Source organism: Lysinibacillus sp. FSL K6-0057 (assembly GCF_038630885.1).
Taxonomy (GTDB): domain Bacteria; phylum Bacillota; class Bacilli; order Bacillales_A; family Planococcaceae; genus Lysinibacillus; species Lysinibacillus fusiformis_F.
The window spans coordinates 4,408,425-4,431,662 of sequence record NZ_CP152047.1 but is presented as its reverse complement, the minus strand read 5'-3'; the positions used below and the strand labels follow the sequence as shown (position 1 = coordinate 4,431,662).

Annotated in this window: 22 protein-coding genes, 3 rRNA genes, 1 pseudogene and 2 riboswitches; all 26 genes and pseudogenes read left to right on the top strand. The window is 40.9% G+C overall.

Translation table 11 applies throughout. The features are described from left to right. Positions 1-455 precede the first annotated feature (455 nt). Entirely contained in the window at positions 456-725 is a 270-nt protein-coding gene (locus tag MHB40_RS22175) for a helix-turn-helix transcriptional regulator (RefSeq protein ID WP_342533474.1), read from the top strand. Continuing rightward, the gene (locus MHB40_RS22170; RefSeq protein ID WP_342533473.1) at positions 712-1,170 is read left to right on the top strand and encodes a phBC6A51 family helix-turn-helix protein; all 459 of its coding nucleotides are present in this window, start codon (positions 712-714) and stop codon (positions 1,168-1,170) included. The genes MHB40_RS22175 and MHB40_RS22170 overlap by 14 nt, the downstream gene beginning before the upstream one ends. A gap of 53 nt (positions 1,171-1,223) precedes the next feature. Next, a complete protein-coding gene (locus MHB40_RS22165) occupies positions 1,224-1,433 on the top strand; it encodes a hypothetical protein (protein WP_342533472.1) in 210 nt (69 codons plus the stop codon). Further along, a complete protein-coding gene (locus MHB40_RS22160; protein WP_342533471.1) occupies positions 1,433-2,092 on the top strand; it encodes a hypothetical protein in 660 nt (219 codons plus the stop codon). The genes MHB40_RS22165 and MHB40_RS22160 overlap by 1 nt, the downstream gene beginning before the upstream one ends. Before the next feature lie 156 nt (positions 2,093-2,248). Beyond that, positions 2,249-2,554: a hypothetical protein gene (locus tag MHB40_RS22155; protein WP_342533470.1), complete on the top strand. Its 306-nt coding sequence runs from the start codon at positions 2,249-2,251 to the stop codon at positions 2,552-2,554. A gap of 165 nt (positions 2,555-2,719) precedes the next feature. Continuing rightward, positions 2,720-2,989 carry a hypothetical protein gene (locus MHB40_RS22150; RefSeq protein ID WP_342533469.1) on the top strand — a complete coding sequence of 90 codons (270 nt, stop codon included), beginning with the start codon at positions 2,720-2,722 and terminating at the stop codon, positions 2,987-2,989. Positions 2,990-3,043: 54 nt separating this feature from the next. Further along, on the top strand, positions 3,044-3,352 hold the full coding sequence (locus MHB40_RS22145) for a hypothetical protein (RefSeq protein WP_333006918.1): 309 nt from the start codon (positions 3,044-3,046) through the stop codon (positions 3,350-3,352). 38 nt (positions 3,353-3,390) lie between these two features. Then, positions 3,391-3,693 (top strand): hypothetical protein, encoded by a 303-nt coding sequence (locus MHB40_RS22140; protein WP_342533467.1) that lies wholly within the window; start codon positions 3,391-3,393, stop codon positions 3,691-3,693. 164 nt (positions 3,694-3,857) lie between these two features. After that, a pseudogene (locus tag MHB40_RS22135) lies at positions 3,858-4,109 on the top strand (GMP synthase (glutamine-hydrolyzing)); the annotation flags it as partial. 175 nt (positions 4,110-4,284) lie between these two features. After that, positions 4,285-4,953: an MOSC domain-containing protein gene (locus MHB40_RS22130; protein WP_205445753.1), complete on the top strand. Its 669-nt coding sequence runs from the start codon at positions 4,285-4,287 to the stop codon at positions 4,951-4,953. A 209-nt stretch (positions 4,954-5,162) separates the two neighbouring features. Beyond that, a riboswitch (purine riboswitch) is annotated at positions 5,163-5,264 on the top strand. Positions 5,265-5,395: 131 nt separating this feature from the next. Then, entirely contained in the window at positions 5,396-6,697 is a 1,302-nt protein-coding gene (locus tag MHB40_RS22125; protein ID WP_205445752.1) for an NCS2 family permease, read from the top strand. Between the two features lie 447 nt (positions 6,698-7,144). Then, positions 7,145-8,696 (top strand): 16S ribosomal RNA (locus MHB40_RS22120). Between the two features lie 180 nt (positions 8,697-8,876). Continuing rightward, positions 8,877-11,804: ribosomal RNA gene (locus MHB40_RS22115) — 23S ribosomal RNA — on the top strand. Positions 11,805-11,915: 111 nt separating this feature from the next. Next, positions 11,916-12,031: ribosomal RNA gene (gene rrf / locus MHB40_RS22110) — 5S ribosomal RNA — on the top strand. The 16S, 23S and 5S rRNA genes sit together here, the layout of an rRNA operon. Positions 12,032-12,180: 149 nt before the next feature. Beyond that, a complete protein-coding gene (locus MHB40_RS22105) occupies positions 12,181-12,447 on the top strand; it encodes a hypothetical protein (RefSeq protein ID WP_205445750.1) in 267 nt (88 codons plus the stop codon). A gap of 141 nt (positions 12,448-12,588) precedes the next feature. Continuing rightward, complete coding sequence (locus tag MHB40_RS22100; protein WP_205445749.1) at positions 12,589-12,783, top strand: NETI motif-containing protein; 195 nt, start codon at positions 12,589-12,591, stop codon at positions 12,781-12,783. A gap of 93 nt (positions 12,784-12,876) precedes the next feature. Next, a riboswitch (purine riboswitch) is annotated at positions 12,877-12,975 on the top strand. Positions 12,976-13,191: 216 nt separating this feature from the next. After that, positions 13,192-13,680, top strand: coding sequence for a 5-(carboxyamino)imidazole ribonucleotide mutase (gene purE / locus MHB40_RS22095; RefSeq protein WP_205445747.1), 489 nt, complete (start codon positions 13,192-13,194; stop codon positions 13,678-13,680). Beyond that, on the top strand, positions 13,677-14,801 hold the full coding sequence (gene purK, locus MHB40_RS22090) for a 5-(carboxyamino)imidazole ribonucleotide synthase (protein ID WP_205445745.1): 1,125 nt from the start codon (positions 13,677-13,679) through the stop codon (positions 14,799-14,801). Before purE ends, purK begins: the two co-directional genes overlap by 4 nt. A 13-nt stretch (positions 14,802-14,814) precedes the next feature. Next, the gene (gene purB / locus MHB40_RS22085; protein ID WP_342441679.1) at positions 14,815-16,110 is read left to right on the top strand and encodes an adenylosuccinate lyase; all 1,296 of its coding nucleotides are present in this window, start codon (positions 14,815-14,817) and stop codon (positions 16,108-16,110) included. A gap of 128 nt (positions 16,111-16,238) precedes the next feature. Beyond that, complete coding sequence (gene purC, locus MHB40_RS22080) at positions 16,239-16,949, top strand: phosphoribosylaminoimidazolesuccinocarboxamide synthase (protein ID WP_342441678.1); 711 nt, start codon at positions 16,239-16,241, stop codon at positions 16,947-16,949. Between the two features lie 2 nt (positions 16,950-16,951). Further along, on the top strand, positions 16,952-17,200 hold the full coding sequence (purS, locus tag MHB40_RS22075; RefSeq protein ID WP_342441677.1) for a phosphoribosylformylglycinamidine synthase subunit PurS: 249 nt from the start codon (positions 16,952-16,954) through the stop codon (positions 17,198-17,200). A gap of 2 nt (positions 17,201-17,202) precedes the next feature. Further along, entirely contained in the window at positions 17,203-17,886 is a 684-nt protein-coding gene (gene purQ, locus MHB40_RS22070; RefSeq protein ID WP_205445741.1) for a phosphoribosylformylglycinamidine synthase subunit PurQ, read from the top strand. Further along, positions 17,873-20,107 (top strand): phosphoribosylformylglycinamidine synthase subunit PurL, encoded by a 2,235-nt coding sequence (purL, locus tag MHB40_RS22065; RefSeq protein WP_342441676.1) that lies wholly within the window; start codon positions 17,873-17,875, stop codon positions 20,105-20,107. Before purQ ends, purL begins: the two co-directional genes overlap by 14 nt. Continuing rightward, positions 20,083-21,507: an amidophosphoribosyltransferase gene (gene purF / locus MHB40_RS22060; protein ID WP_342441675.1), complete on the top strand. Its 1,425-nt coding sequence runs from the start codon at positions 20,083-20,085 to the stop codon at positions 21,505-21,507. The genes purL and purF overlap by 25 nt, the downstream gene beginning before the upstream one ends. A gap of 96 nt (positions 21,508-21,603) precedes the next feature. Continuing rightward, a complete protein-coding gene (purM, locus tag MHB40_RS22055; protein ID WP_205445736.1) occupies positions 21,604-22,659 on the top strand; it encodes a phosphoribosylformylglycinamidine cyclo-ligase in 1,056 nt (351 codons plus the stop codon). Beyond that, positions 22,659-23,228 (top strand): phosphoribosylglycinamide formyltransferase, encoded by a 570-nt coding sequence (purN, locus tag MHB40_RS22050; protein WP_342441674.1) that lies wholly within the window; start codon positions 22,659-22,661, stop codon positions 23,226-23,228. Before purM ends, purN begins: the two co-directional genes overlap by 1 nt. Positions 23,229-23,238 lie beyond the last annotated feature (10 nt).

Genomic DNA, 23,238 nt, shown 5'->3' with positions numbered 1-23,238 from the left:
AATTGATAATTGAAGATTAATATTCAAAACTACTAAAGGGGCATCATGGGTGGAAGGGGGGCTGTTTTTCTAGTTTAGGTGTTTCGAGAGTATAACCCCCATTTTTTCATTGTTTGCTTTTCTGAAATCCACGAGAACATCATGCTTTCTTTTGGGGGGTACACCCTGTACCTCTATTTCAATTCTTCAAAATCAACTTCAAAATTTTTTTCTGAATTTTTCACATAGAATCCTTTCCCTAGGCAGAAGCATAAAAAGGCTGATACACCGAATACCAAACATATTCTTTATCGTTCCATAAAAATTTTTATAAACGTCTTACTTTCACCTGTTTTCGAATACCTAATAGTAGGAATTAATAAGGTGAAATGTTTCCCCTAGTAATTGGTGTGGTCGAAAGACTGCACCTTTTCTTTTTAAGTTGTACTGCCAATTTGAACAGTAAAGGAAGTGAAATGAAAGACATGATGTCAGCTGAATTATTAAAACAAATGCGGATGTTTGTGGGCTATTCCCAGCAAGACTTAGCGAAAGCTACGAATTACAGTCGCAGTTATATAAGCAAAATTGAACAGGGTACAGTTGAACCTTCTTCAATTGTCCAGTTGCATATATTGCAAGCTTGTAGACGTGCTGGAATGGGAGATTGGCAATTTGCCATGTTAAAAATCATCGTAGACGGTAACGAAAAAGAAATGGAGGAATTATTGAATGGGCAAAATTAACGAGATACCAGCACCACCTTCGCTTTCCGAGAACATGGTCAGCTTTGCTAAGAAGTACGTGAAGCTTCGTATAGTTGATGGTTTAAGCATTGGCGACATCTGCAAAGAGTTGAAAATTTCCACTCAAACTTTTTACAAGTGGGATAAGATAGATGCCTTTAACGAATACCTGAAGGCGTTGGAAGCTACTTACGTTAGTGCTGACGAGGTAGACGCATACAACCGAGTTAGGCAATATATTCTCAAGATGGTAAGCAAGGATTCGCCCTCCGATAAGCATGTGGATATGTTTATTAAGCACTTCAGCTATGTAGTTGAAGCTGAAAACCATAAGAGGATGCAACAGCTTGGTATCAATACAAACGCAACTTCTAGCAACTTTAAAACAGTTGAAGAACGTAAAGCAAGCTTACTGGGAAGGTTGCAAAGTCCAACTATGAAGTAATGACTAAGTGTTGAACTATTGAAAATTAATATTCAAAAAGGGGAATAGAGACTATGAGTGCATACATGAACATACTAGCTGGGGTAACAGAACAAGCAAGAAAGCGTGCAGAAAGAGAAGCAGATATTTTAAACCAACGTGAAAAAGAAGCTAAAGCTGAAGAAGTTACTGAAACAGTTGAAGAATTGAAAGAACAACTAAAGGCACTAGAAAAGGCTACTGTTGAAGTTACTGAAAAGCTAAAAAAGGCTGGTGCTAAATAATGGCGACTTTAAAAGAAAACTTTCTTTCGTTAATAGGCAAGGTAGGTACAGTTGAATCAAACTACGAAAAAGCACTTGAAAAAAAGCATACTGAATTGGTTGAAACACAACTGGAAAGACAAACGAAAGAAGTCGAATATAAGGAATTAGAGAAGATGGTTTTACTTGGTCAAGTAGTAGAAAGTACCTTCGATAAAGAAAGAACAGCACTTGAAAACCTACATGAAAAAGAAGCGAAATTGACAAAGGAAATTCAGCTTATCCAAGAATACAAATCAGACGATATAGAAAAGGTACTTGCTGAACTTACCAAGGCAAAGTCTGCATATGCTGCTGATGAAAGTGATGCGGTTACAAAACTACGTTTTGAATTAATGGAAGCTAAACTTGCATACTTTAAAAAACTAGTAGAGGTATCAAATCAGTATAAAACTATTGCAGAACCCGAACATAAATTTCAAAATATACTAGTGAAGTTTGGTAAAAAGCGTGGAGTTTATATGTCAGATGCACATGATGCTTTAAGCATGGTGTCTGTGCCAAACGGTGGTTACGTAAATCTTCTTGTAGATTCACATGCCGTATATGAAGCATTAGCTTATGGTAGAGTTCCTTATGATGTTAAAACCCTTGTAGAGAAGGGAAAGAAACAGGACTGATTATCTAGTTGAATATTAATAAACAATCACACCTATTAGTTCGTTATGAACTTTTGGGGGTGAATTTTTTTTTGTATTCTTTTTGGTCTGAAGTGGGCCAATACGTTGTTGAAAGGGGGAGAGGTTAAAAAACTTACAAGAAAAGGATGATTAAAAATGAAAACAAATATTAAAAATGGCATGTTTATTTATGGAATTATACCAGTTGACACAGCACAAATAAAAATAGGCGATGCTTTAACAAATGAAGGAGTGGTATTTGAAACTGGTGCAGATGGTTTATATACAATTCTTGCAAGTACTGATGAAAACGGCATTGTTAAAGAACTTACAATTGATATTGGTGAATATAAACATTCAGTTTTTCATGGTGAAATTGAAGTTGATGATTTATATGTACTCGTTAAAGACGGGGAACCGTTCGTAATTGAAGATGATGATTTATTCGAAATTGAAGAGTAAAAGAATTAGACCTTCTAAATTGATGCTAGTACGGATGCATTAAAGCTGATGTATCGGCATCTTTTTTTATGTCCAAAATCTCTAATTTAAAAATATCCCATAATTAAAATTAAGCAATCTTGCTTACAGATTAAAATGTTATTATTGAATTTGGGGTGAACTGTTTTGGAAAACGAACTTAAGCAGATTATGGAAATGCTTCAAGATATGCAAGCTGAAATGAAACAACGCTTTGATGGTTTGGAAAAGGAAATCAAAGAACTACGAATTGAAGTAAATGAGTTCAAACAGGTTTCTACGGAAGAACACAATAGAGTAGTTGAAAATGTTGACACTATCACACAGAAAACAGCTAAACATGCAAGGTATATTAATTACCTAGCTGGTGAAGTTGGCAAGCACAGCATGATTTTAAATGTAATAGACAAGAAGTAAAACAAGGCATTCAAATGAGTGCCTTTTTATTCCGACTGAAAGGGGAAATTAACAATGGATGATATGAACGATAATGAAGCTAAAAAAGCGATTATGGGCATGTTGAAGGAACTTCAAAACAATATGGATAGCTTTCATGCAGATATAAAAGAACTAAACACTGAAATGCATACAAGCTTTGATTCACTGGATAAAAAGCTTGATTCGATAGATGGGCATTTTGCGTCAATGCATACAAGTTTTGATTCAATCGACTCTAATCTTGATAAAATCAGTCAACTAGCTGAAGAAGAAATACAACGTGAAAAGAACCGAACGGCACAGTATGCCGAAATGTTGGAAAGACTAAAGTTTCCTGAATAGATAGAGGAATAACAAGAAACATCTTAGGAGTGGTCAAAATGACAAACGAAAACTTAATTATTGAAATGCTTCAAAACATCACTAAAGGCATGGACGACATGAAAGCTGAATTGAAAGCTGAAATGGCTGAAATGAAAGCTGAACTTAAATCTGAAATAGCTGAAGTGAAACAAGAACTATCTGAAGTGAAAGGTAAGGTCGACAGTCTTGGTGAAATGGTTGAACATACCGTGAAGCTACAGCAAGATTCAGATGAACAACTATCTAATACATTGAAATACATCACTGATAAGATTTTAGAACACGACATCGCAATCCATACTTTACGCAACAAGCAATAAAACAGGGCACTCTTTCGAGTGCATTTTGTAAATATAATGATAGGTTGTTGACCCATAATGAGTAGTTTCCTTATTAATAATCTAGATTTTTTATGAAAAACGTGCTACTATTTAGAAGTTGAAATTAAATAGAAGTTTAACTTACATATAAAATTAATTGCCCTGACATCTGGCAATACTTCACGGTATTACCTGATATCCGTTCAGTTGGTGTAATGGGCGATGCACGTACGTATGACTATGCAATTGGTATCCGTGCCGTTACATCTATCGACGGTATGACTTCTGACTGGGCACGTATTCCTTGGGATGTATTAGAGAAAATCTCTGTCCGCCTAGTAAACGAAGTAAAACATGTTAACCGCGTACTGTACGATATTACATCTAAGCCACCTGCAACTATTGAGTGGGAATAGTAGCAATAGCCCTAAAAGCCCTGAGAGGTTTTTAGGGCTTTTTTTGATTTAATTCTTGCTGAATTTATGGCCAAATGAAGTATCTCAACATGCAAAAATTGCTGGTAAAGTGTTGTGTGTAGTAAACTAAAAGAATGCAAAAGAAATTATACTATTTAGATTAGGGGGGATTTAAATGGAGAAAAATATACCAATGATTCATACATTAGCTGTTGGGATGCCAAAAGAATTGGTTGATAGTAAAGGGCGTTCAATGATTACAGGGATTGAAAAGCAACGAGTGCAAGAAGTTTATTTGTCCTCTCAAGGCTTTGAAGGGGATGATGTGGCAGATAAAAAACATCATGGTGGCCCTGACCGAGCAGTTTGTTTATATCCTGCGGAGCATTACATACAATGGGAACAGGAACTTGGAAAAACGTTACCCACTGCTGCATTTGGGGAAAACTTAACCGTAACGAATATGTTAGAAGCAGATGTTTGTATTGGTGATATTTATAAAATTGGTGATGTTGTCATCCAAATTACACAAGGACGTATTCCGTGTAGTACGATTGATAGATATACAGAGGCCAACATATTACTCAAACGTTTAATCGAAACGGGCTATACAGGCTTCCTTGCGCGTGTACTAGAAGAAGGAACAATTTGCGCAGATTCATCAATTGAGCTTGTAGAAAAGCATCCTGCACGTATATCAGTTTTGTATTGCAATGAAGTGTACTTTAAAAACAAAGATGCGATCGCTATGAAACAAATACAAGCAGTAGATGCACTAGCGGAAGATTGGAAAGAGAAATTAGAAAAAAGAATTCAACTCTTGCAAAGTAAAGTGATGAGCTAAGGCATAAATTCAAAGGAAGGATCCTCTAGAAATCTAGGGGGTTTTTTGCTTTATATTGGTTGGTGGAATGTTCAGTACATCGTTTATTTAGTAGCGATTTTAGTAGAACATGAACATTAAATAAGAATTTTACACGAACTTTCGTATTTCTTTTTAGAAAAATGTTCGGAAATAGGGTTGAAATCTAAAAAATGAAATGATATATTACGAATGTAAATTAAATACGTCGTCGTATAATGTCGGGGATAAGGCCCGTGAGTTTCTACCAAGTTACCGTAAATAACTTGACTACGATTTAGGTTTATACAAAAATGTATAAACACTAATTTGTTTCACACACTATTTGTGATGAAACATATCGTAGACATGCGACTAGTAGAGTAGTCAGCGTGTCTTTTTTGTTTTCGATATTGAAGACGACCACACGGAGGATTTTTTGATAATGAAAAAATATTTCATGTTCGATGAATTAGGAACTAATTATCGCCGCGAAATCATAGGTGGTATTACAACCTTCCTTGCAATGGCATATATTCTAGCTGTTAACCCAGGTATTCTAGAAAATGCAGGGATGGATAAAGGTGCTGTTTTCGTAGCAACAGCATTAGCAGCAGCAGTCGGTTCTTTGATTATGGGGATTTTCGCTAAGTTCCCGATTTCACTTGCTCCTGGGATGGGGCTAAATGCATTCTTTGCATTTACTGTAGTCGGAGCATACGGTATTCCATGGCAAACTGGTTTAACAGGTGTATTCTTCTCGGGGATTATCTTTATTATTTTATCTTTAACAGGTATCCGTGAAACCGTTATTAACGCTATTCCGGTACAACTTAAATATGCTGTTTCGGCAGGTATTGGTTTATTTATCACATTCGTTGGTTTACAAGGTGCAGGGATTATTGTTGATAGCCCAGCGACATTAGTCACTTTAGGAAGTTTCACAGGCGCTACATTATTAGCAGTATTCGGAATTATACTTTCAGTTATTCTTATCATTAAATTACGCAGTGTTGGTATTTTCTTAGGGATGGTGATTACTGCAGTTATTGGGATGATTACAGGTATCATCGATCCTCCAACAGCGGTTGTTTCAGCTATCCCAAGTGTAGATTCTACATTCATGGTAGCATTAGAACCACTTGGTGACTTCGGTACATTATTTAACGTGAAGTTTTTAGTAGTAGTGTTAACATTCTTGTTTGTTGATTTCTTTGATACAGCTGGTACTTTAATGGCTGTAGCAACGCAGGCAGGCTTAGTAAAAGATAATAAATTACCACGTGCAGGACGTGCTTTAATGGCAGATGCACTAGCAACGACAATCGGTTCTTTATTTGGTACATCTACAACAACTGCTTATGTAGAGTCAACTTCTGGTGTTGCAGCAGGGGCTCGCTCAGGATTCTCTGCAGTCGTAACAGCAGTACTATTCTTAGTTGCTCTATTCTTCTCACCATTATTAGCGGTTGTAACGCCAGCAGTTACTGCTCCGGCTTTAGTAATCGTAGGGGTACTGATGGTATCGTCATTACGTTTAATTGATTGGGATAAATTCGAAATAGCAGTACCTGCATTCTTTACCGTACTAATGATGCCACTCGGTTATTCAATTGCTACTGGTATTGCAATCGGCTTCGTATTCTACCCAATTACAATGTTATTAGCAGGTCGTAAAAAAGAAATTCACCCGATGATGTATGGTTTATTCTTTGTCTTCCTTGCATACTTCATTTGGGTACGGTAGTTAAACAGACACTTCAATTGTTAGGTAAGGTACTAACAATTGAAGTGTTTTTTTATTGTTTAAGGAAATCGAAAAAAGTGTAAATCCTAAACAAAAGAAGTTATTATTTTTATACATTATATAGAAGAAACTCGATTTTTAATAATGTGAATAGTTTTACTTTAATGAAACACTTGCAAACTTAAATTTATGATGATATATTTAAACACGTTGTTACGAAACAAACGAACAACTTAAAAAATATTAACATAAACGGTTGACAGTAAGTTAACATTATGTTAAATTATAAAAAGTTACTTAGTATAACTACTAAATGAACCTTGAAAACTGAACAAGCAAAACGTAATCAATAAAGTTTTAAGTAGCTAGCTTCGGCGAGTGAACGAAACAAAAATTTTGGACATCAAAATTGATGCCAGCAAAACAATTTGAGCTAATCAAATTTCTTTTATGGAGAGTTTGATCCTGGCTCAGGACGAACGCTGGCGGCGTGCCTAATACATGCAAGTCGAGCGAACAGAGAAGGAGCTTGCTCCTTCGACGTTAGCGGCGGACGGGTGAGTAACACGTGGGCAACCTACCCTATAGTTTGGGATAACTCCGGGAAACCGGGGCTAATACCGAATAATTTGTTTCACCTCATGGTGAAACACTGAAAGACGGTTTCGGCTGTCGCTATAGGATGGGCCCGCGGCGCATTAGCTAGTTGGTGAGGTAACGGCTCACCAAGGCGACGATGCGTAGCCGACCTGAGAGGGTGATCGGCCACACTGGGACTGAGACACGGCCCAGACTCCTACGGGAGGCAGCAGTAGGGAATCTTCCACAATGGGCGAAAGCCTGATGGAGCAACGCCGCGTGAGTGAAGAAGGATTTCGGTTCGTAAAACTCTGTTGTAAGGGAAGAACAAGTACAGTAGTAACTGGCTGTACCTTGACGGTACCTTATTAGAAAGCCACGGCTAACTACGTGCCAGCAGCCGCGGTAATACGTAGGTGGCAAGCGTTGTCCGGAATTATTGGGCGTAAAGCGCGCGCAGGTGGTTTCTTAAGTCTGATGTGAAAGCCCACGGCTCAACCGTGGAGGGTCATTGGAAACTGGGAGACTTGAGTGCAGAAGAGGATAGTGGAATTCCAAGTGTAGCGGTGAAATGCGTAGAGATTTGGAGGAACACCAGTGGCGAAGGCGACTATCTGGTCTGTAACTGACACTGAGGCGCGAAAGCGTGGGGAGCAAACAGGATTAGATACCCTGGTAGTCCACGCCGTAAACGATGAGTGCTAAGTGTTAGGGGGTTTCCGCCCCTTAGTGCTGCAGCTAACGCATTAAGCACTCCGCCTGGGGAGTACGGTCGCAAGACTGAAACTCAAAGGAATTGACGGGGGCCCGCACAAGCGGTGGAGCATGTGGTTTAATTCGAAGCAACGCGAAGAACCTTACCAGGTCTTGACATCCCGTTGACCACTGTAGAGATATAGTTTCCCCTTCGGGGGCAACGGTGACAGGTGGTGCATGGTTGTCGTCAGCTCGTGTCGTGAGATGTTGGGTTAAGTCCCGCAACGAGCGCAACCCTTGATCTTAGTTGCCATCATTTAGTTGGGCACTCTAAGGTGACTGCCGGTGACAAACCGGAGGAAGGTGGGGATGACGTCAAATCATCATGCCCCTTATGACCTGGGCTACACACGTGCTACAATGGACGATACAAACGGTTGCCAACTCGCGAGAGGGAGCTAATCCGATAAAGTCGTTCTCAGTTCGGATTGTAGGCTGCAACTCGCCTACATGAAGCCGGAATCGCTAGTAATCGCGGATCAGCATGCCGCGGTGAATACGTTCCCGGGCCTTGTACACACCGCCCGTCACACCACGAGAGTTTGTAACACCCGAAGTCGGTGAGGTAACCTTTTGGAGCCAGCCGCCGAAGGTGGGATAGATGATTGGGGTGAAGTCGTAACAAGGTAGCCGTATCGGAAGGTGCGGCTGGATCACCTCCTTTCTAAGGATTATTTCGGAATACAAACCTTGGGTTTGTAAGATTACGTTTTGCGTTCAGTTTTGAAGGTTCATTCTTCTGAATGAAACACTTCAAAACTTGTTCTTTGAAAACTGGATAAAACGACATTGAAATTGTAACAAACACATTTATTTTTTAAGTTTTTTATAGGCTTAATAACTTGGTTAAGTTATTAAGGGCGCACGGCGAATGCCTTGGCACTAGGAGCCGAAGAAGGACGGCACTAACACCGATATGCTTCGGGGAGCTGTAAGTGAGCTTTGATCCGGAGATTTCCGAATGGGGGAACCCACTACGTTTAATCGCGTAGTATCTTGACGTGAATACATAGCGTCTTGAAGGCAGACCCAGGGAACTGAAACATCTAAGTACCTGGAGGAAGAGAAAGAAAAATCGATTCCCTGAGTAGCGGCGAGCGAAACGGGAAGAGCCCAAACCAAGAGGCTTGCCTCTTGGGGTTGTAGGACACTCAATACGGAGTTACAAAAGAGCGAGTTAGATGAAGCGACTTGGAAAGGTCCGCCAGAGCAGGTAAAAGCCCTGTAGTCGAAAGTTCGTTCCCTCCTGAGTGGATCCTGAGTACGGCGGAACACGTGAAATTCCGTCGGAATCCGGGAGGACCATCTCCCAAGGCTAAATACTACCTAGTGACCGATAGTGAACCAGTACCGTGAGGGAAAGGTGAAAAGCACCCCGGAAGGGGAGTGAAAGAGATCCTGAAACCGTGTGCCTACAAGTAGTTAGAGCCCGTTAATGGGTGATAGCGTGCCTTTTGTAGAATGAACCGGCGAGTTACGATTACGTGCGAGGTTAAGCTTTAGAAGGCGGAGCCGCAGCGAAAGCGAGTCTGAATAGGGCGAAATAGTACGTGGTCGTAGACCCGAAACCAGGTGATCTACCCATGTCCAGGGTGAAGGTGAGGTAACACTTACTGGAGGCCCGAACCCACGCACGTTGAAAAGTGCGGGGATGAGGTGTGGGTAGCGGAGAAATTCCAATCGAACTTGGAGATAGCTGGTTCTCTCCGAAATAGCTTTAGGGCTAGCCTCGTGATGAGAATACTGGAGGTAGAGCACTGTTTGGACTAGGGGGCCATCCCGGTTTACCGAATTCAGACAAACTCCGAATGCCAGATATTTATACACGGGAGTCAGACTGCGAGTGATAAGATCCGTAGTCAAAAGGGAAACAGCCCAGACCACCAGCTAAGGTCCCAAAGTAATCGTTAAGTGGAAAAGGATGTGGCGTTGCACAGACAACCAGGATGTTGGCTTAGAAGCAGCCATCATTTAAAGAGTGCGTAATAGCTCACTGGTCGAGTGACGCTGCGCCGAAAATGTATCGGGGCTAAACGATTCACCGAAGCTGTGGATTGACATCTACGATGTCAGTGGTAGGAGAGCGTTCTAAGTGCGTTGAAGTCAGACCGGAAGGACTGGTGGAGCGCTTAGAAGTGAGAATGCCGGTATGAGTAGCGAAAGACGGGTGAGAATCCCGTCCACCGTATGACTAAGGTTTCCTGAGGAAGGCTCGTCCGCTCAGGGTTAGTCGGGACCTAAGCCGAGGCCGATAGGCGTAGGCGATGGACAACAGGTTGATATTCCTGTACCACCTCCTCACCGTTTGAGAAATGGGGGGACGCAGTAGGATAGGGTAAGCGCGCTGTTGGATATGCGCGTCCAAGCAGTAAGGCGTGTGTGTAGGCAAATCCGCACACTGTAACGTTGAGCTGTGATGGCGAGTCCGTATGGACGAAGTTCCTGATTTCACACTGCCAAGAAAAGCCTCTATCGAGGTGAGAGGTGCCCGTACCGCAAACCGACACAGGTAGTCGAGGAGAGAATCCTAAGGTGTGCGAGAGAACTCTCGTTAAGGAACTCGGCAAAATGACCCCGTAACTTCGGGAGAAGGGGTGCTCTTGAGCGTGCAAGCGCATGAGAGCCGCAGTGAATAGGCCCAGGCGACTGTTTAGCAAAAACACAGGTCTCTGCAAAACCGTAAGGTGACGTATAGGGGCTGACGCCTGCCCGGTGCTGGAAGGTTAAGAGGAGTGGTTAGCGCAAGCGAAGCTGCGAATTGAAGCCCCAGTAAACGGCGGCCGTAACTATAACGGTCCTAAGGTAGCGAAATTCCTTGTCGGGTAAGTTCCGACCCGCACGAAAGGCGTAACGATCTGGGCACTGTCTCAACGAGAGACTCGGTGAAATTATAGTACCTGTGAAGATGCAGGTTACCCGCGACAGGACGGAAAGACCCCGTGGAGCTTTACTGTAGCCTGATATTGAATTTTGGTACAACTTGTACAGGATAGGTAGGAGCCAGAGATCTCGGAGCGCCAGCTTCGAAGGAGGCGTCGGTGGGATACTACCCTGGTTGTATTGAAATTCTAACCCATGCCCCTTAGCGGGGCAGGAGACAGTGTCAGGCGGACAGTTTGACTGGGGCGGTCGCCTCCTAAAAGGTAACGGAGGCGCCCAAAGGTTCCCTCAGAATGGTTGGAAATCATTCGTAGAGTGTAAAGGCACAAGGGAGCTTGACTGCGAGACCTACAAGTCGAGCAGGGTCGAAAGACGGGCTTAGTGATCCGGTGGTTCCGCATGGAAGGGCCATCGCTCAACGGATAAAAGCTACCCCGGGGATAACAGGCTTATCTCCCCCAAGAGTCCACATCGACGGGGAGGTTTGGCACCTCGATGTCGGCTCATCGCATCCTGGGGCTGTAGTCGGTCCCAAGGGTTGGGCTGTTCGCCCATTAAAGCGGTACGCGAGCTGGGTTCAGAACGTCGTGAGACAGTTCGGTCCCTATCCGTCGTGGGCGTAGGAAATTTGAGAGGAGCTGTCCTTAGTACGAGAGGACCGGGATGGACACACCGCTGGTGTACCAGTTGTCTTGCCAAAGGCATCGCTGGGTAGCTATGTGTGGACGGGATAAGTGCTGAAAGCATCTAAGCATGAAGCCCCCCTCAAGATGAGATTTCCCATTACGCAAGTAAGTAAGATCCCTCAAAGACGATGAGGTAGATAGGTTCGAGGTGGAAGTGTGGTGACACATGGAGCTGACGAATACTAATCGATCGAGGACTTAACCAAAACGTTTGAACCATTCAATGCACGTTTATCCAGTTTTGAAAGAATAATTCTTTCAACAAAAAGAGAACTTCAAGACACAGTAATACGCCGTGTATTGGAGGTCGAACATAGTCTAGTGATGATGGCAAAGAGGTCACACCCGTTCCCATACCGAACACGGAAGTTAAGCTCTTTAGCGCCGATGGTAGTTGGGGGCTTCCCCCTGTGAGAGTAGGACGTCGCTAGGCACTTTAAGAAAGTCATGGATTTATTCCATGGCTTTTTTTATTTTGTGAACTATTCATAAAATGATATAATAGATTAAATACTTCCATACGATTTATGGGCAAATTCATTAAACTAGATACATATTGGGTTTAATAATGGAGGAATCACAATGAGGCAGAACATTTTTTCTGCAATTTCGATCTTGAGTCTACTACTCACATTCTTTATGTTTGGTTATGATTCAACGAAATGGTATGGAAACTTTTTTACATTTCTCTATCATGTAAATATGTTTATGCCGTTTATTTTAGGTGGTTTAGGCATCGTCAGTGCCCTATTAGGCATCAAAGGGTATCGTATGGTTCTTGTTGTCCTTCATTTATTCCTACAGCTATTATTTTTTTGTATCTATTTAAAAGCTTTTTATGGTTCATGAGCCTTAATCAAAACTGCGGAGAGAAATATCTGCAGTTTTTTCTATTTATTTAAGTTCTTACATACGTCTGTAAGCAACAAAAGGTATAATAAATTACAAATTAGTTGTGATTTAAAATGTACTGTGGAAAGGAAGAAAAAGTTGGGAAAAAAGCAAATTTGGTATGAGGTACAAGAAAACGAGTCAATCGAGGATTGTTTGGCAAGAATGCGGAAAGACGGCTTTATGGCCATAGGACGAAAAGAAGAGCCGCTTTTTCATATAGTAGATGGCGAACCAGCTTATTTACGGCAGAAAATCCAGTTTAAAGCTATACCTGCTCAAGATATCGAATGAATTTGACTAAAAACCGAACGTTTTTTTTAACATAATAAAAAATGTTCGCATTTTTGCATTGACGATAAGACAATCCCTTGTTAAAATGTGAGAAGGAAAAACAAATAGATCCCACATATATGCTAGAGAATTGGCTCTAGTGTCTCTACCCGGCACCGTAAATGCTGGACTATGCGGGAAAGCACTTTTGGCATATGATGAGAAGGTCACTGTACAGCTAGCTATGTACATGGAGATGTTCTTGTCCTAATAGTCCTCAAGTAAACTGCTTTCACGTGTAATGGTAGAGAGTAGTTTATTTGAGGATTTTCTTTGTAAATAGATAAGAATTGCAGTAGCTATTCAAAATAGTTGCTTGCACAATAAATAATTGATCATTTTTCTATCGTTTAAAAGGAGCGACAATTTATGAATCCGAAAATCGGTGTCATTATGGGTAGTTCAAGTGACTGGGAAACAATGAAACATGCATGTGATATTTTAGATGAATTACAAGTACCGTACGAAAAGAAAGTTGTTTCTGCACATCGTACACCTGATTTAATGTTTGAATATGCAGCGACAGCTCGCGAACGAGGCATTCAAGTAATTATTGCTGGAGCAGGTGGGGCTGCACATTTACCAGGAATGGTGGCAGCTAAAACAACATTACCTGTCATTGGTGTACCAGTTCAATCACGCGCACTTAATGGACTTGATTCACTATTATCCATCGTTCAAATGCCTGGTGGCGTACCTGTAGCAACTGTAGCGATTGGCAAAGCAGGAGCGACAAATGCAGGATTACTTGCAGCTCAAATTTTGTCAACAACAGATACAGAACTTGCAAATAAATTAGATGCTAGACGAGAAGCAACAAAGCAGCAAGTATTAGAAAGCACAGGTGACTTAGTGTGACGAAGATTATTTATCCTGGACAAACGATAGGTATTATAGGTGGAGGACAACTTGGTCGAATGATGGCGCTTGCTGCAAAGGAGTCTGGTTTTAAAGTGGCTGTTCTTGAGCCAGCAATGGACTCGCCGTGTGGGCAGGTAGCTGATATTCGTATTGTAGCTCCATATGATGATGAAGCTGCTTTAGAAGAACTTGCAGAAGTAAGTGATGTTATCACATATGAATTTGAAAATATTGATTATGAAGGCTTAAAGCGTTTATCACAAATGGCTTATGTTCCTCAAGGAGCGGAGTTGGTACGTATTACACAAAACCGTATAACAGAGAAAGAAGCTATTGTGAAAGCTGGTTGCCCAGTAGCACCATATATTGTTGCAAAAACTTATGAAGAATTAGTAGCCAATATTGATTCGATTGGTTATCCTTGTATAGTCAAAACAGCAAGAGGTGGTTATGATGGCAAGGGACAGCAGCTTTTAAAATCAACTGAAGATTTACCTTTAGCGAAAGAATTATTCAAGCATTCTCAATGTATTGCAGAAGGATTTGTTCCTTTCGTAAAGGAAGTATCGGTCATTGTTCAAAGAAATGGTCATGGTGAATCGTATTGTCAGCCAGTTGGTGAGAACATTCATGTTCATCATATTCTACACGAGACAATTGTGCCTGCTCGCATAACTGAAAGCACAGCTCAAGCTGCTGAACGAGAAGCTTTAAAAATTGCAGATTACTTACATTTAATAGGAACGCTAGCGGTAGAAATGTTTGTGTTAGAAGATGGTGGCATTGTTATTAATGAATTAGCGCCAAGACCTCATAATTCTGGTCACTATTCAATTGAAGCATGTAATGTTTCACAATTCCATCAGCATATTCGTGCTGTTTGTGGATGGCCATTACGTAAGCCACAACTATGGGCACCATCCATTATGGTCAATGTATTAGGGCAGCATGTCGTGCCACTCAGTAACTCAATTGCTAAATATCCTGAATGGTCTATACATCTTTATGGGAAAGCTGAAGCTAAGGTCAACCGTAAAATGGGCCATGTAACGATTATGACAAAAGACTTAGAAGCAACACTACAACAAATCGAGAGTTCTGGCATTTGGTCAGAATAGAAGGAGATACGCGATGATTGAACGTTACACAAGACCCGAAATGGGCGCAATTTGGACAGAACAAAATAAATACCAAGCATGGCTAGAGGTTGAAATTTTAGCTTGTGAGGCATGGGCAGAGTTAGGTGATATTCCAAAAGAGGATGTTGCTAAAATTCGTGAAAATGCTTCATTTGATGTGAATCGTATATTAGAAATTGAACAAGAAACTCGTCATGACGTTGTAGCCTTTACCCGTGCTGTTTCTGAAACACTTGGTGAAGAACGTAAATGGGTACATTATGGTTTAACTTCTACAGACGTAGTAGATACAGCCCTTTCTTATTTAATCAAACAAGCAAATGATATTTTACGTAAAGATATCGTAAATTTCATTGATATTATTGCTGTTAAGGCAAAAGAACATAAACATACAGTTATGATGGGACGCACACATGGTGTTCATGCAGAACCAACAACTTTCGGTTTGAAACTTGGTTTATGGTATGAGGAAATGAAGCGTAACCTTGAACGTTTTGAAGCAGCTGCCAAAGTAATTGAAACAGGGAAAATGTCTGGAGCTGTTGGAACATATGCCAATATCGATCCTCGTGTTGAGCAATATGTTTGCGATAAATTAGGCCTTGCAGCATCACCGATTTCAACACAAACTTTACAGCGTGACCGCCATGCGCAGTATTTAGGTGCATTAGCTTTAATCGCTAGCTCAATTGAAAAATTTGCAACAGAAATTCGCGGGTTACAGAAATCTGAAACACGTGAAGTGGAAGAAGCTTTTGCAAAAGGTCAAAAAGGATCATCAGCAATGCCACATAAACGTAATCCAATCGGTTCGGAAAATATGGTTGGTATGTCTCGTTTAATGCGTGGATATATGGTGACAGCTTATGAAAATGTGGCTTTATGGCATGAACGTGATATTTCGCATTCATCTGCAGAGCGCGTTATTTTACCGGATGCAACAATTACTCTTAACTATATGTTAAATCGCTTCGGTAATATTGTGAAAAACTTAACAGTATTCCCTGAGAACATGAAACGTAATATGGATCGTACATTTGGTCTTATTTATTCTCAACGCATCTTACTAGCATTGATTGACAAAGGCTTAGTACGTGAGGAAGCTTATGATACAGTACAACCTTTAGCAATGCAGGCTTGGGACGAGCAAGTTCAGTTCCGTGCATTAGTTGATGCAAGTGAAAAAATCACATCTTATTTAACGAAAGAAGAGTTGGATGATTGTTTTGATTACAACTACCACTTACAGCACGTTGATATGATTTTTGAACGACTAGGACTTAACTAATATTTATTTAGCCATCTTAAAATAAATGTTAGAGCCACCAGTAAAAGTTTCAGAGTTGAATCGTAGAAATACGGTTCAATTCTGAACATGATTACAAGCGTATCTCATAATATCAGGGGGAAAACGAAATGACTAAAGGTCAACTTTTGTATGAAGGTAAAGCAAAAAAATTGTTCACAACAGAGGAGCCAAATGTGCTACTTGTTGAGTACAAGGATAGTGCAACAGCATTTAATGGTGAAAAGAAAGAGGAAATTGAAGGTAAAGGCATTTTAAATAATCGCATTACTTCATTAATTTTCGAAAAATTACAAGCTAACGGAATTGCGTCACATTTCGTAAAACAATTATCAGATACACAACAACTTGTAAAAAAAGTAGAAATTATTCCGATTGAGGTTGTTGTTCGTAATATCGCTGCTGGAAGTTTAGCAAAACGTCTGGGTCTTGAAGAGGGGACACCTTTAAAACGACCAATCGTTGAATTTTATTATAAAGACGATGAATTAGGCGATCCACTTATTACGACAGAGCATATTGATGTTCTTGAACTTGCCACACCTACTGAAGTAACAGCTGTTTATGATGGTGCACTAGCCGTTAACAAAGTGCTACAGCCAATCTTTGCAGATGTCAATGTGACATTGATTGATTTTAAATTAGAGTTTGGTCGTGATTTGGATGGTCATGTATTACTGGCAGATGAAATTTCACCAGATACATGCCGACTTTGGGATGCAACAACAAAGCAAAAGTTAGACAAAGATGTTTTTCGTCGAGACCTTGGTAATTTAACTGAAGTTTATACTATTATACTTTCTAGACTCGGAGGCAAATAACAATGAAAAAAGTAAAAATCTATGTAACATTACGTGAGAGCATTCTTGATCCTCAAGGCTCTGCAGTACAAGGTTCTTTAGCTAAAATGGGCTACGGTGAAGTAGAAGATTTACGTATCGGTAAATATCTTGAACTATCAATTAAAGATACAGAACGTGACATTGATACGCTAGTAAAAGAAATGTGTGAAAAGGTTTTAACGAACGTTGTAATTGAAGACTACCGTTACGAAGTCGAGGAGGCTAATTAATCATGAAATTCGCAGTACTCGTATTCCCTGGGTCAAACTGTGATATCGATATGTATCATGCGATTAAAGACGAGCTAGGTGAAGAAGTAGAATATGTATGGCATACAGCAACAGATCTAAGTGGTTTTGATGGCGTATTAGTACCTGGAGGATTCTCCTATGGAGATTATCTTCGTTGTGGTGCAATGGCTAATCAATCTAACATTATGGCAGAAGTTAAGAAAGCAGCAGATGCTGGTAAACCTGTATTAGGTGTATGTAATGGCTTCCAAATCCTAACGGAAGCAGGTTTATTGCCAGGAGCTTTATTGCGCAATAAAAACTTAAAATTTATGTGCCGTACAGTGCAGCTTAAAGTTGAAAACAACAATACATCATTCACAAATCAATATGAGCAAGGTCAAATCATCAATATTCCAATCGCACATGGTGAAGGGAATTACTACTGTGATGAGGAAACTTTACAATCACTAAAAGATAATAATCAAATCGTATTCACATACTCAGGTGACAATCCAAACGGTTCTTTAGAAGATATCGCAGGGATTATAAACGAGCGCGGCAATGTATTAGGGATGATGCCACACCCAGAGCGAGCTGTTGATGCACTGGTGGGCGGCGCAGACGGTCTAGCAGTATTTAAATCAATCGTGAAGCAGTGGAGGGAAAATCATGTCAACAACTAAGTTTGAGCCAACAGCACAGCAAATTAAAGATGAAAAGCTATACGCTGGAATGGGGATGTCAGACGAAGAATTTGCAATGGTAGAAGGTATTTTAGGACGTCTACCTAACTGGACAGAGACAGGTCTTTTCTCAGTAATGTGGTCTGAGCACTGCTCTTACAAAAATTCAAAGCCAGTACTACGTAAATTCCCTACAAAAGGGCCTCAAGTTTTACAAGGACCAGGTGAAGGTGCAGGTATTGTTGATATTGGTGACGAACAAGCAGTAGTGTTTAAAATGGAATCACATAACCATCCATCTGCAATAGAACCTTATCAAGGAGCTGCAACTGGTGTGGGTGGTATTATCCGTGATGTTTTCTCAATGGGTGCACGTCCAATCGCCATGTTAAACTCATTACGCTTTGGTGAATTAAAATCAGCGCGTGGTAAATATCTATTTGAAGAAGTAGTTGCTGGTATTGCAGGGTATGGTAACTGTATCGGAATTCCTACAGTAGGTGGCGAAATTCAATTCGACCCTTGCTATGAAGGTAATCCACTTGTAAATGCTATGTGTGTCGGTTTAATCGACCATAAAGATATTCAACGTGGTATTGCGGCAGGTGTCGGTAATACAGTGATGTACGTTGGTGCGAAAACAGGTCGTGACGGAATTCATGGTGCAACATTTGCCTCTGAGGAATTAACAGAGGAGTCAGAAAACCAACGTCCAGCAGTACAAGTAGGGGACCCATTCATGGAAAAACTTTTACTTGAAGCATGTTTAGAAGTTGTAAAATCTGATGCTTTAGTTGGTATTCAAGATATGGGTGCAGCTGGTCTTACTTCTTCTTCGGCAGAAATGGCTTCAAAGGCTGGTTCTGGTGTAGAAATGAACCTAGACTTAGTGCCTCAGCGTGAGACAGGTATGACAGCGTACGAAATGATGCTATCTGAGTCTCAAGAACGTATGCTATTAGTGGTGAAAAAAGGTCGCGAAGATGAAATTAAAGCGATTTTCGATAAATATGATTTAGATGCTGTAGCAATCGGTCGAGTGACAGATGACAAAATGCTTCGTCTTTTACACAAAGGACAAGTAGTTGCAGAGGTATCTGCAGACGCGTTAGCAGAAGATGCACCTGTTTATCATAAACCATCTGCAGAGCCTGCATACTATGCTCAGTTCCAAGCAATCGAAAACACTGAACCTGTTGTGACAGATTACAAAGAAACATTAAATGCTTTATTAAAAGCACCGACGATTGCTTCTAAAGAGTGGGTTTATGATCAATACGATTATCAAGTACGTACATCAACAGTTGTTAAACCAGGCTCTGATGCTGCCGTTATTAGAGTACGTGGCACAAATAAAGGGTTAGCAATGACAACAGACTGTAACTCTCGTTATATCTATTTAGATCCAGAAGTGGGTGGTGCTATCGCGGTAGCCGAAGCAGCTCGTAATATCGTGGCAACTGGTGGTACGCCACTTGCGATTACAGACTGCTTAAACTTTGGTAATCCAGAGAAACCAGAAATCTTCTGGCAAATTGAAAAATCTGCTGATGGTATTTCGGCAGCTTGTACGGCATTAAATGCTCCAGTAATCGGAGGTAACGTTTCTCTTTACAATGAACGTTCAGGCGAAGCGGTGTATCCAACACCGACAATTGGTATGGTTGGTCTTATTGAAGACTTAGCACATGTAACGACACAGGATGTAAAAGCTGCAGGAGATATTGTCTTTGTTATTGGTGAGACAAAAACAGAATTTGGTGGTTCAGAGCTTCAAAAACTATTAAATAATGGTGTTATTTCAGGGAAAGCGCCAGCTATCGATTTAGAAGTTGAAGCGACACGTCAGCAAGCTTTATTAAAGGCGATTAAAGCAGGTCTTGTTCAATCTGCTCATGATGTAGCAGAGGGTGGTCTAGCTGTCGCGATTGCTGAAACAACATTTGGCGCTAACGGTCTTGGTGTGGATGTAACATTAACAGGCTCTGCAACAACTGCGTTATTCAGTGAGAGTCAATCTCGTTTTGTTGTCACTGTTAAAGAAGAAAATGCTGCAGCATTTGTAGAAATCATCAAAGATGCTCAAAAAATTGGTGTCGTAACAAACGATGCACTTGTGAAAATCAACGGGGACAAAGGTGTGCTTGTAGAAGGTACAGTGGAGGAATTCCGTTCTAATTGGAAAGGAGCAATCCCATGCTTGCTGAACTCAGAGGCTTAAACGAAGAATGTGGGGTGTTTGGTATTTGGGGTAACCCAAATCCAGCACACCTTAGCTATTACGGGCTTCATGCTCTTCAACACCGTGGACAAGAAGGTGCTGGAATTGTCGTTTCAGACGGACAGCATCTTCGCGCGGTGAAAGGCGAAGGACTAGTTAATGATGTTTTCAACGAAGATAAATTAAAAGCAGTGAACGGCAAAGCAGCTATTGCGCATGTTCGTTACACGACTGCTGGTGGTGGCGGTATCGAAAACGTACAGCCATTATTATTCCACTCCTCAACTGGTAGCCTTTCAATTGCCCATAACGGTAACTTAGTCAATGCGACACATTTAAAACAATATTTAGAGCGACAAGGTAGTATTTTCCATTCGAGCTCTGATACAGAAGTGTTGGCGCATCTTATTAAGAAAAGCTCGCATTCACCATTCCGTGCGAAGGTGAAAAATGCCCTATCTCTTTTAAAGGGTGCGTATTCTTTCTTAATTATGACAAAGGATGAAATGCTTGTTGCACGTGATCCACATGGTTTACGTCCATTATCTCTTGGAAAGCTAGGAGATGGCTGGGTGGTAGCTTCTGAAACTTGTGCATTTGATTTAATTGGTGCAGAATTCGTTCGTTCGGTAGAACCAGGCGAACTAATCATTATTAACGATGAGGGTGTAAAATCGGATCGTTTTGCTGACATGGAAAAACGTTCGATGTGTGCGATGGAGTATGTTTATTTAGCTCGTCCTGATTCGGATATTGATGGTATTAACGTTCATATGGCAAGAAAACGTATGGGTAAACAGCTTGCTCGTGAATGTACGCATATTGAGGCAGATGTTGTAACGGGTGTTCCTGATTCAAGTATTTCCGCAGCGATTGGTTTTGCAGAAGAAAGTGGAATTCCTTATGAATTAGGTCTTATTAAAAACCGTTATGTTGGGCGTACATTTATTCAGCCGACACAAGAGTTACGTGAACGTGGTGTAAAAATGAAACTTTCACCGGTTGTTCAAGTCGTAAAAGGAAAAAAAGTAGTAATGGTGGATGATTCCATTGTTCGTGGTACAACATCTCGTCGCATTGTCAAAATGTTAAAAGATGCTGGCGCAGCGGAAGTTCATGTTGTGATTTCTTCACCGCCAATGACAGATCCTTGTTATTATGGCATTGATACATCTACGCATGAAGAACTGATTGCTTCTAATCATAATGTAGATGAAATTCGTGAAGTAATTGGTGCAGATTCTCTGACTTTCCTTTCTGTTGAGGGGATGGTAGAGACTATTGCACGACCGTATGAAGATGAAAACCGAGGACTATGCCTAGCATGCTTTACAGGCAAATATCCAACAGAGATTTTCCCGGATACTATCTTGCCGCATGAAAAAGAATTATTACGTTAAGAAAAACATCGCAACAAATTAGTGTTCTCTAGTAGGTTTTACAGTCATTTCTATCTAGGAAACTTAGGCGACTTGGATGATAAGGAGGAACTCTGCGTGTCAAAGGCATATGAACAAGCAGGTGTAAATATTGAAGCGGGCTATGAAGCCGTAAAACGAATGAAGTCTCATGTTGAACGTACAAACCGTCTAGGTGTAATGGGGACGTTTGGTGGCTTTGGTGGCATGTTTGACTTGTCAGAACTGAATCTTAAAGAACCTGTTCTAATTTCTGGAACAGATGGTGTTGGAACAAAACTAAAACTGGCTTTCATGGTGGACAAGCACGATACAATCGGTGTGGACTGTGTAGCAATGTGTGTAAATGATATTGTTGCACAAGGAGCAGAGCCACTTTACTTTTTAGATTACGTAGCGCTTGGAAAAGCAGAGCCTGCAAAAATCGAACAAATTGTCAAAGGCGTTGCAGATGGCTGTGTGCAATCTGGTGCGGCACTAATAGGTGGCGAAACTGCAGAAATGCCTGGTCTTTATGAAGAAGATGAATATGATTTAGCTGGTTTTGCAGTTGGCGCCTGTGAAAAATCTGCCATTGTGACAGGTGAAAAAATTGTAGAAGGCGATGTACTTATTGGGATTGCTTCAAGTGGTGTACATTCAAACGGTTATTCTTTAGTGCGTAAAATTGTCTTTGCAGATCATCAATATGCGGTGGATGCGATTGTAGAAGGCTATGAAGATCTAGGACCAATCGGTGAGGCGCTTCTAGTGCCAACAAAGCTATATGCTAAACCTGTACTAGCAGCTTTAAAGGCAGCAGATGTACATGGTTGTGCACATGTTACAGGTGGAGGTTTCTATGAAAATCTACCACGCATGATGCCAGAAGGACTAGCAACGGAAATCGACTTAGGTTCTTGGCCTGTATTACGTATCTTTGAATTCTTAAAAGATAAAGGGCAGCTAGAAGATAAAGATTTATATAATGTGTTTAACATGGGTATTGGCTTTGTAATCGCTGTGCCAACAACTGAAGCTGATAAAGTAATCGCTGCAGTAGAAGCAAATGGTGAAAAGGCTTATACAATAGGACGTGTTATTAAAGGCGACGGGGTAGTATTTAATGGCTCACATGATGGGAGTTTAGTGTAATGACTGCACCAACAAAAATCGCCGTGTTCGCGTCAGGCAGCGGTAGTAATTTTCAAGCCATTCAAGAGGCCATTGAACGTGGTGAATTACATGCGAAGGTCGAACTTGTGGTCACAGATAAGCCTGGAGCATTTGTAGTAACACGTGCTGAAAACTTTGGGATTCCAGTATTAGCATTAAATCCAAAAGAGTTTACCTCGAAGGCAGCTTATGAAACAGCTATTATCGATGCTTTACATGAGTGCGATGTGAAATGGATTGTGCTTGCAGGTTATATGCGCTTAATCAGTGACGTATTATTAGCAGCCTTTCCACAGCGAATTGTGAATATTCACCCCTCCTTATTGCCGTCTTTTCCTGGAAAGGACGCTATTGGACAGGCCATCAATCATGGTGTGAAAATCACAGGTGTAACAGTGCATTTTGTTGATGAAGGAATGGATACTGGACCAATTATCGCTCAGGCAGCGGTACCTGTTATTGAAGGAAATCGTGAAGCAACAGAAGCTGAAATTCACAAGCAAGAGCATCTATTATATACAAAGGCTTTACAGCAATTATTACAGTAACTGAAGAAGG

Bases quoted from the DNA above. Each gene is read 5' to 3' on its own strand.
- purL (WP_342441676.1), top strand. From the start codon at position 17,873: ATGTCAACAACTAAGTTTGAGCCAACAGCACAGCAAATTAAAGATGAA.
- MHB40_RS22125 (WP_205445752.1), top strand. From the start codon at position 5,396: ATGAAAAAATATTTCATGTTCGATGAATTAGGAACTAATTATCGCCGC.
- MHB40_RS22170 (WP_342533473.1), top strand. From the start codon at position 712: ATGGGCAAAATTAACGAGATACCAGCACCACCTTCGCTTTCCGAGAAC.
- MHB40_RS22160 (WP_342533471.1), top strand. From the start codon at position 1,433: ATGGCGACTTTAAAAGAAAACTTTCTTTCGTTAATAGGCAAGGTAGGT.
- MHB40_RS22140 (WP_342533467.1), top strand. From the start codon at position 3,391: ATGACAAACGAAAACTTAATTATTGAAATGCTTCAAAACATCACTAAA.
- purF (WP_342441675.1), top strand. From the start codon at position 20,083: ATGCTTGCTGAACTCAGAGGCTTAAACGAAGAATGTGGGGTGTTTGGT.
- purS (WP_342441677.1), top strand. From the start codon at position 16,952: ATGAAAAAAGTAAAAATCTATGTAACATTACGTGAGAGCATTCTTGAT.
- purB (WP_342441679.1), top strand. From the start codon at position 14,815: ATGATTGAACGTTACACAAGACCCGAAATGGGCGCAATTTGGACAGAA.
- MHB40_RS22105 (WP_205445750.1), top strand. From the start codon at position 12,181: ATGAGGCAGAACATTTTTTCTGCAATTTCGATCTTGAGTCTACTACTC.
- MHB40_RS22130 (WP_205445753.1), top strand. From the start codon at position 4,285: ATGGAGAAAAATATACCAATGATTCATACATTAGCTGTTGGGATGCCA.
- MHB40_RS22155 (WP_342533470.1), top strand. From the start codon at position 2,249: ATGAAAACAAATATTAAAAATGGCATGTTTATTTATGGAATTATACCA.
- purN (WP_342441674.1), top strand. From the start codon at position 22,659: ATGACTGCACCAACAAAAATCGCCGTGTTCGCGTCAGGCAGCGGTAGT.
- purC (WP_342441678.1), top strand. From the start codon at position 16,239: ATGACTAAAGGTCAACTTTTGTATGAAGGTAAAGCAAAAAAATTGTTC.
- purQ (WP_205445741.1), top strand. From the start codon at position 17,203: ATGAAATTCGCAGTACTCGTATTCCCTGGGTCAAACTGTGATATCGAT.
- MHB40_RS22165 (WP_342533472.1), top strand. From the start codon at position 1,224: ATGAGTGCATACATGAACATACTAGCTGGGGTAACAGAACAAGCAAGA.
- MHB40_RS22175 (WP_342533474.1), top strand. From the start codon at position 456: ATGAAAGACATGATGTCAGCTGAATTATTAAAACAAATGCGGATGTTT.
- purE (WP_205445747.1), top strand. From the start codon at position 13,192: ATGAATCCGAAAATCGGTGTCATTATGGGTAGTTCAAGTGACTGGGAA.
- MHB40_RS22145 (WP_333006918.1), top strand. From the start codon at position 3,044: ATGGATGATATGAACGATAATGAAGCTAAAAAAGCGATTATGGGCATG.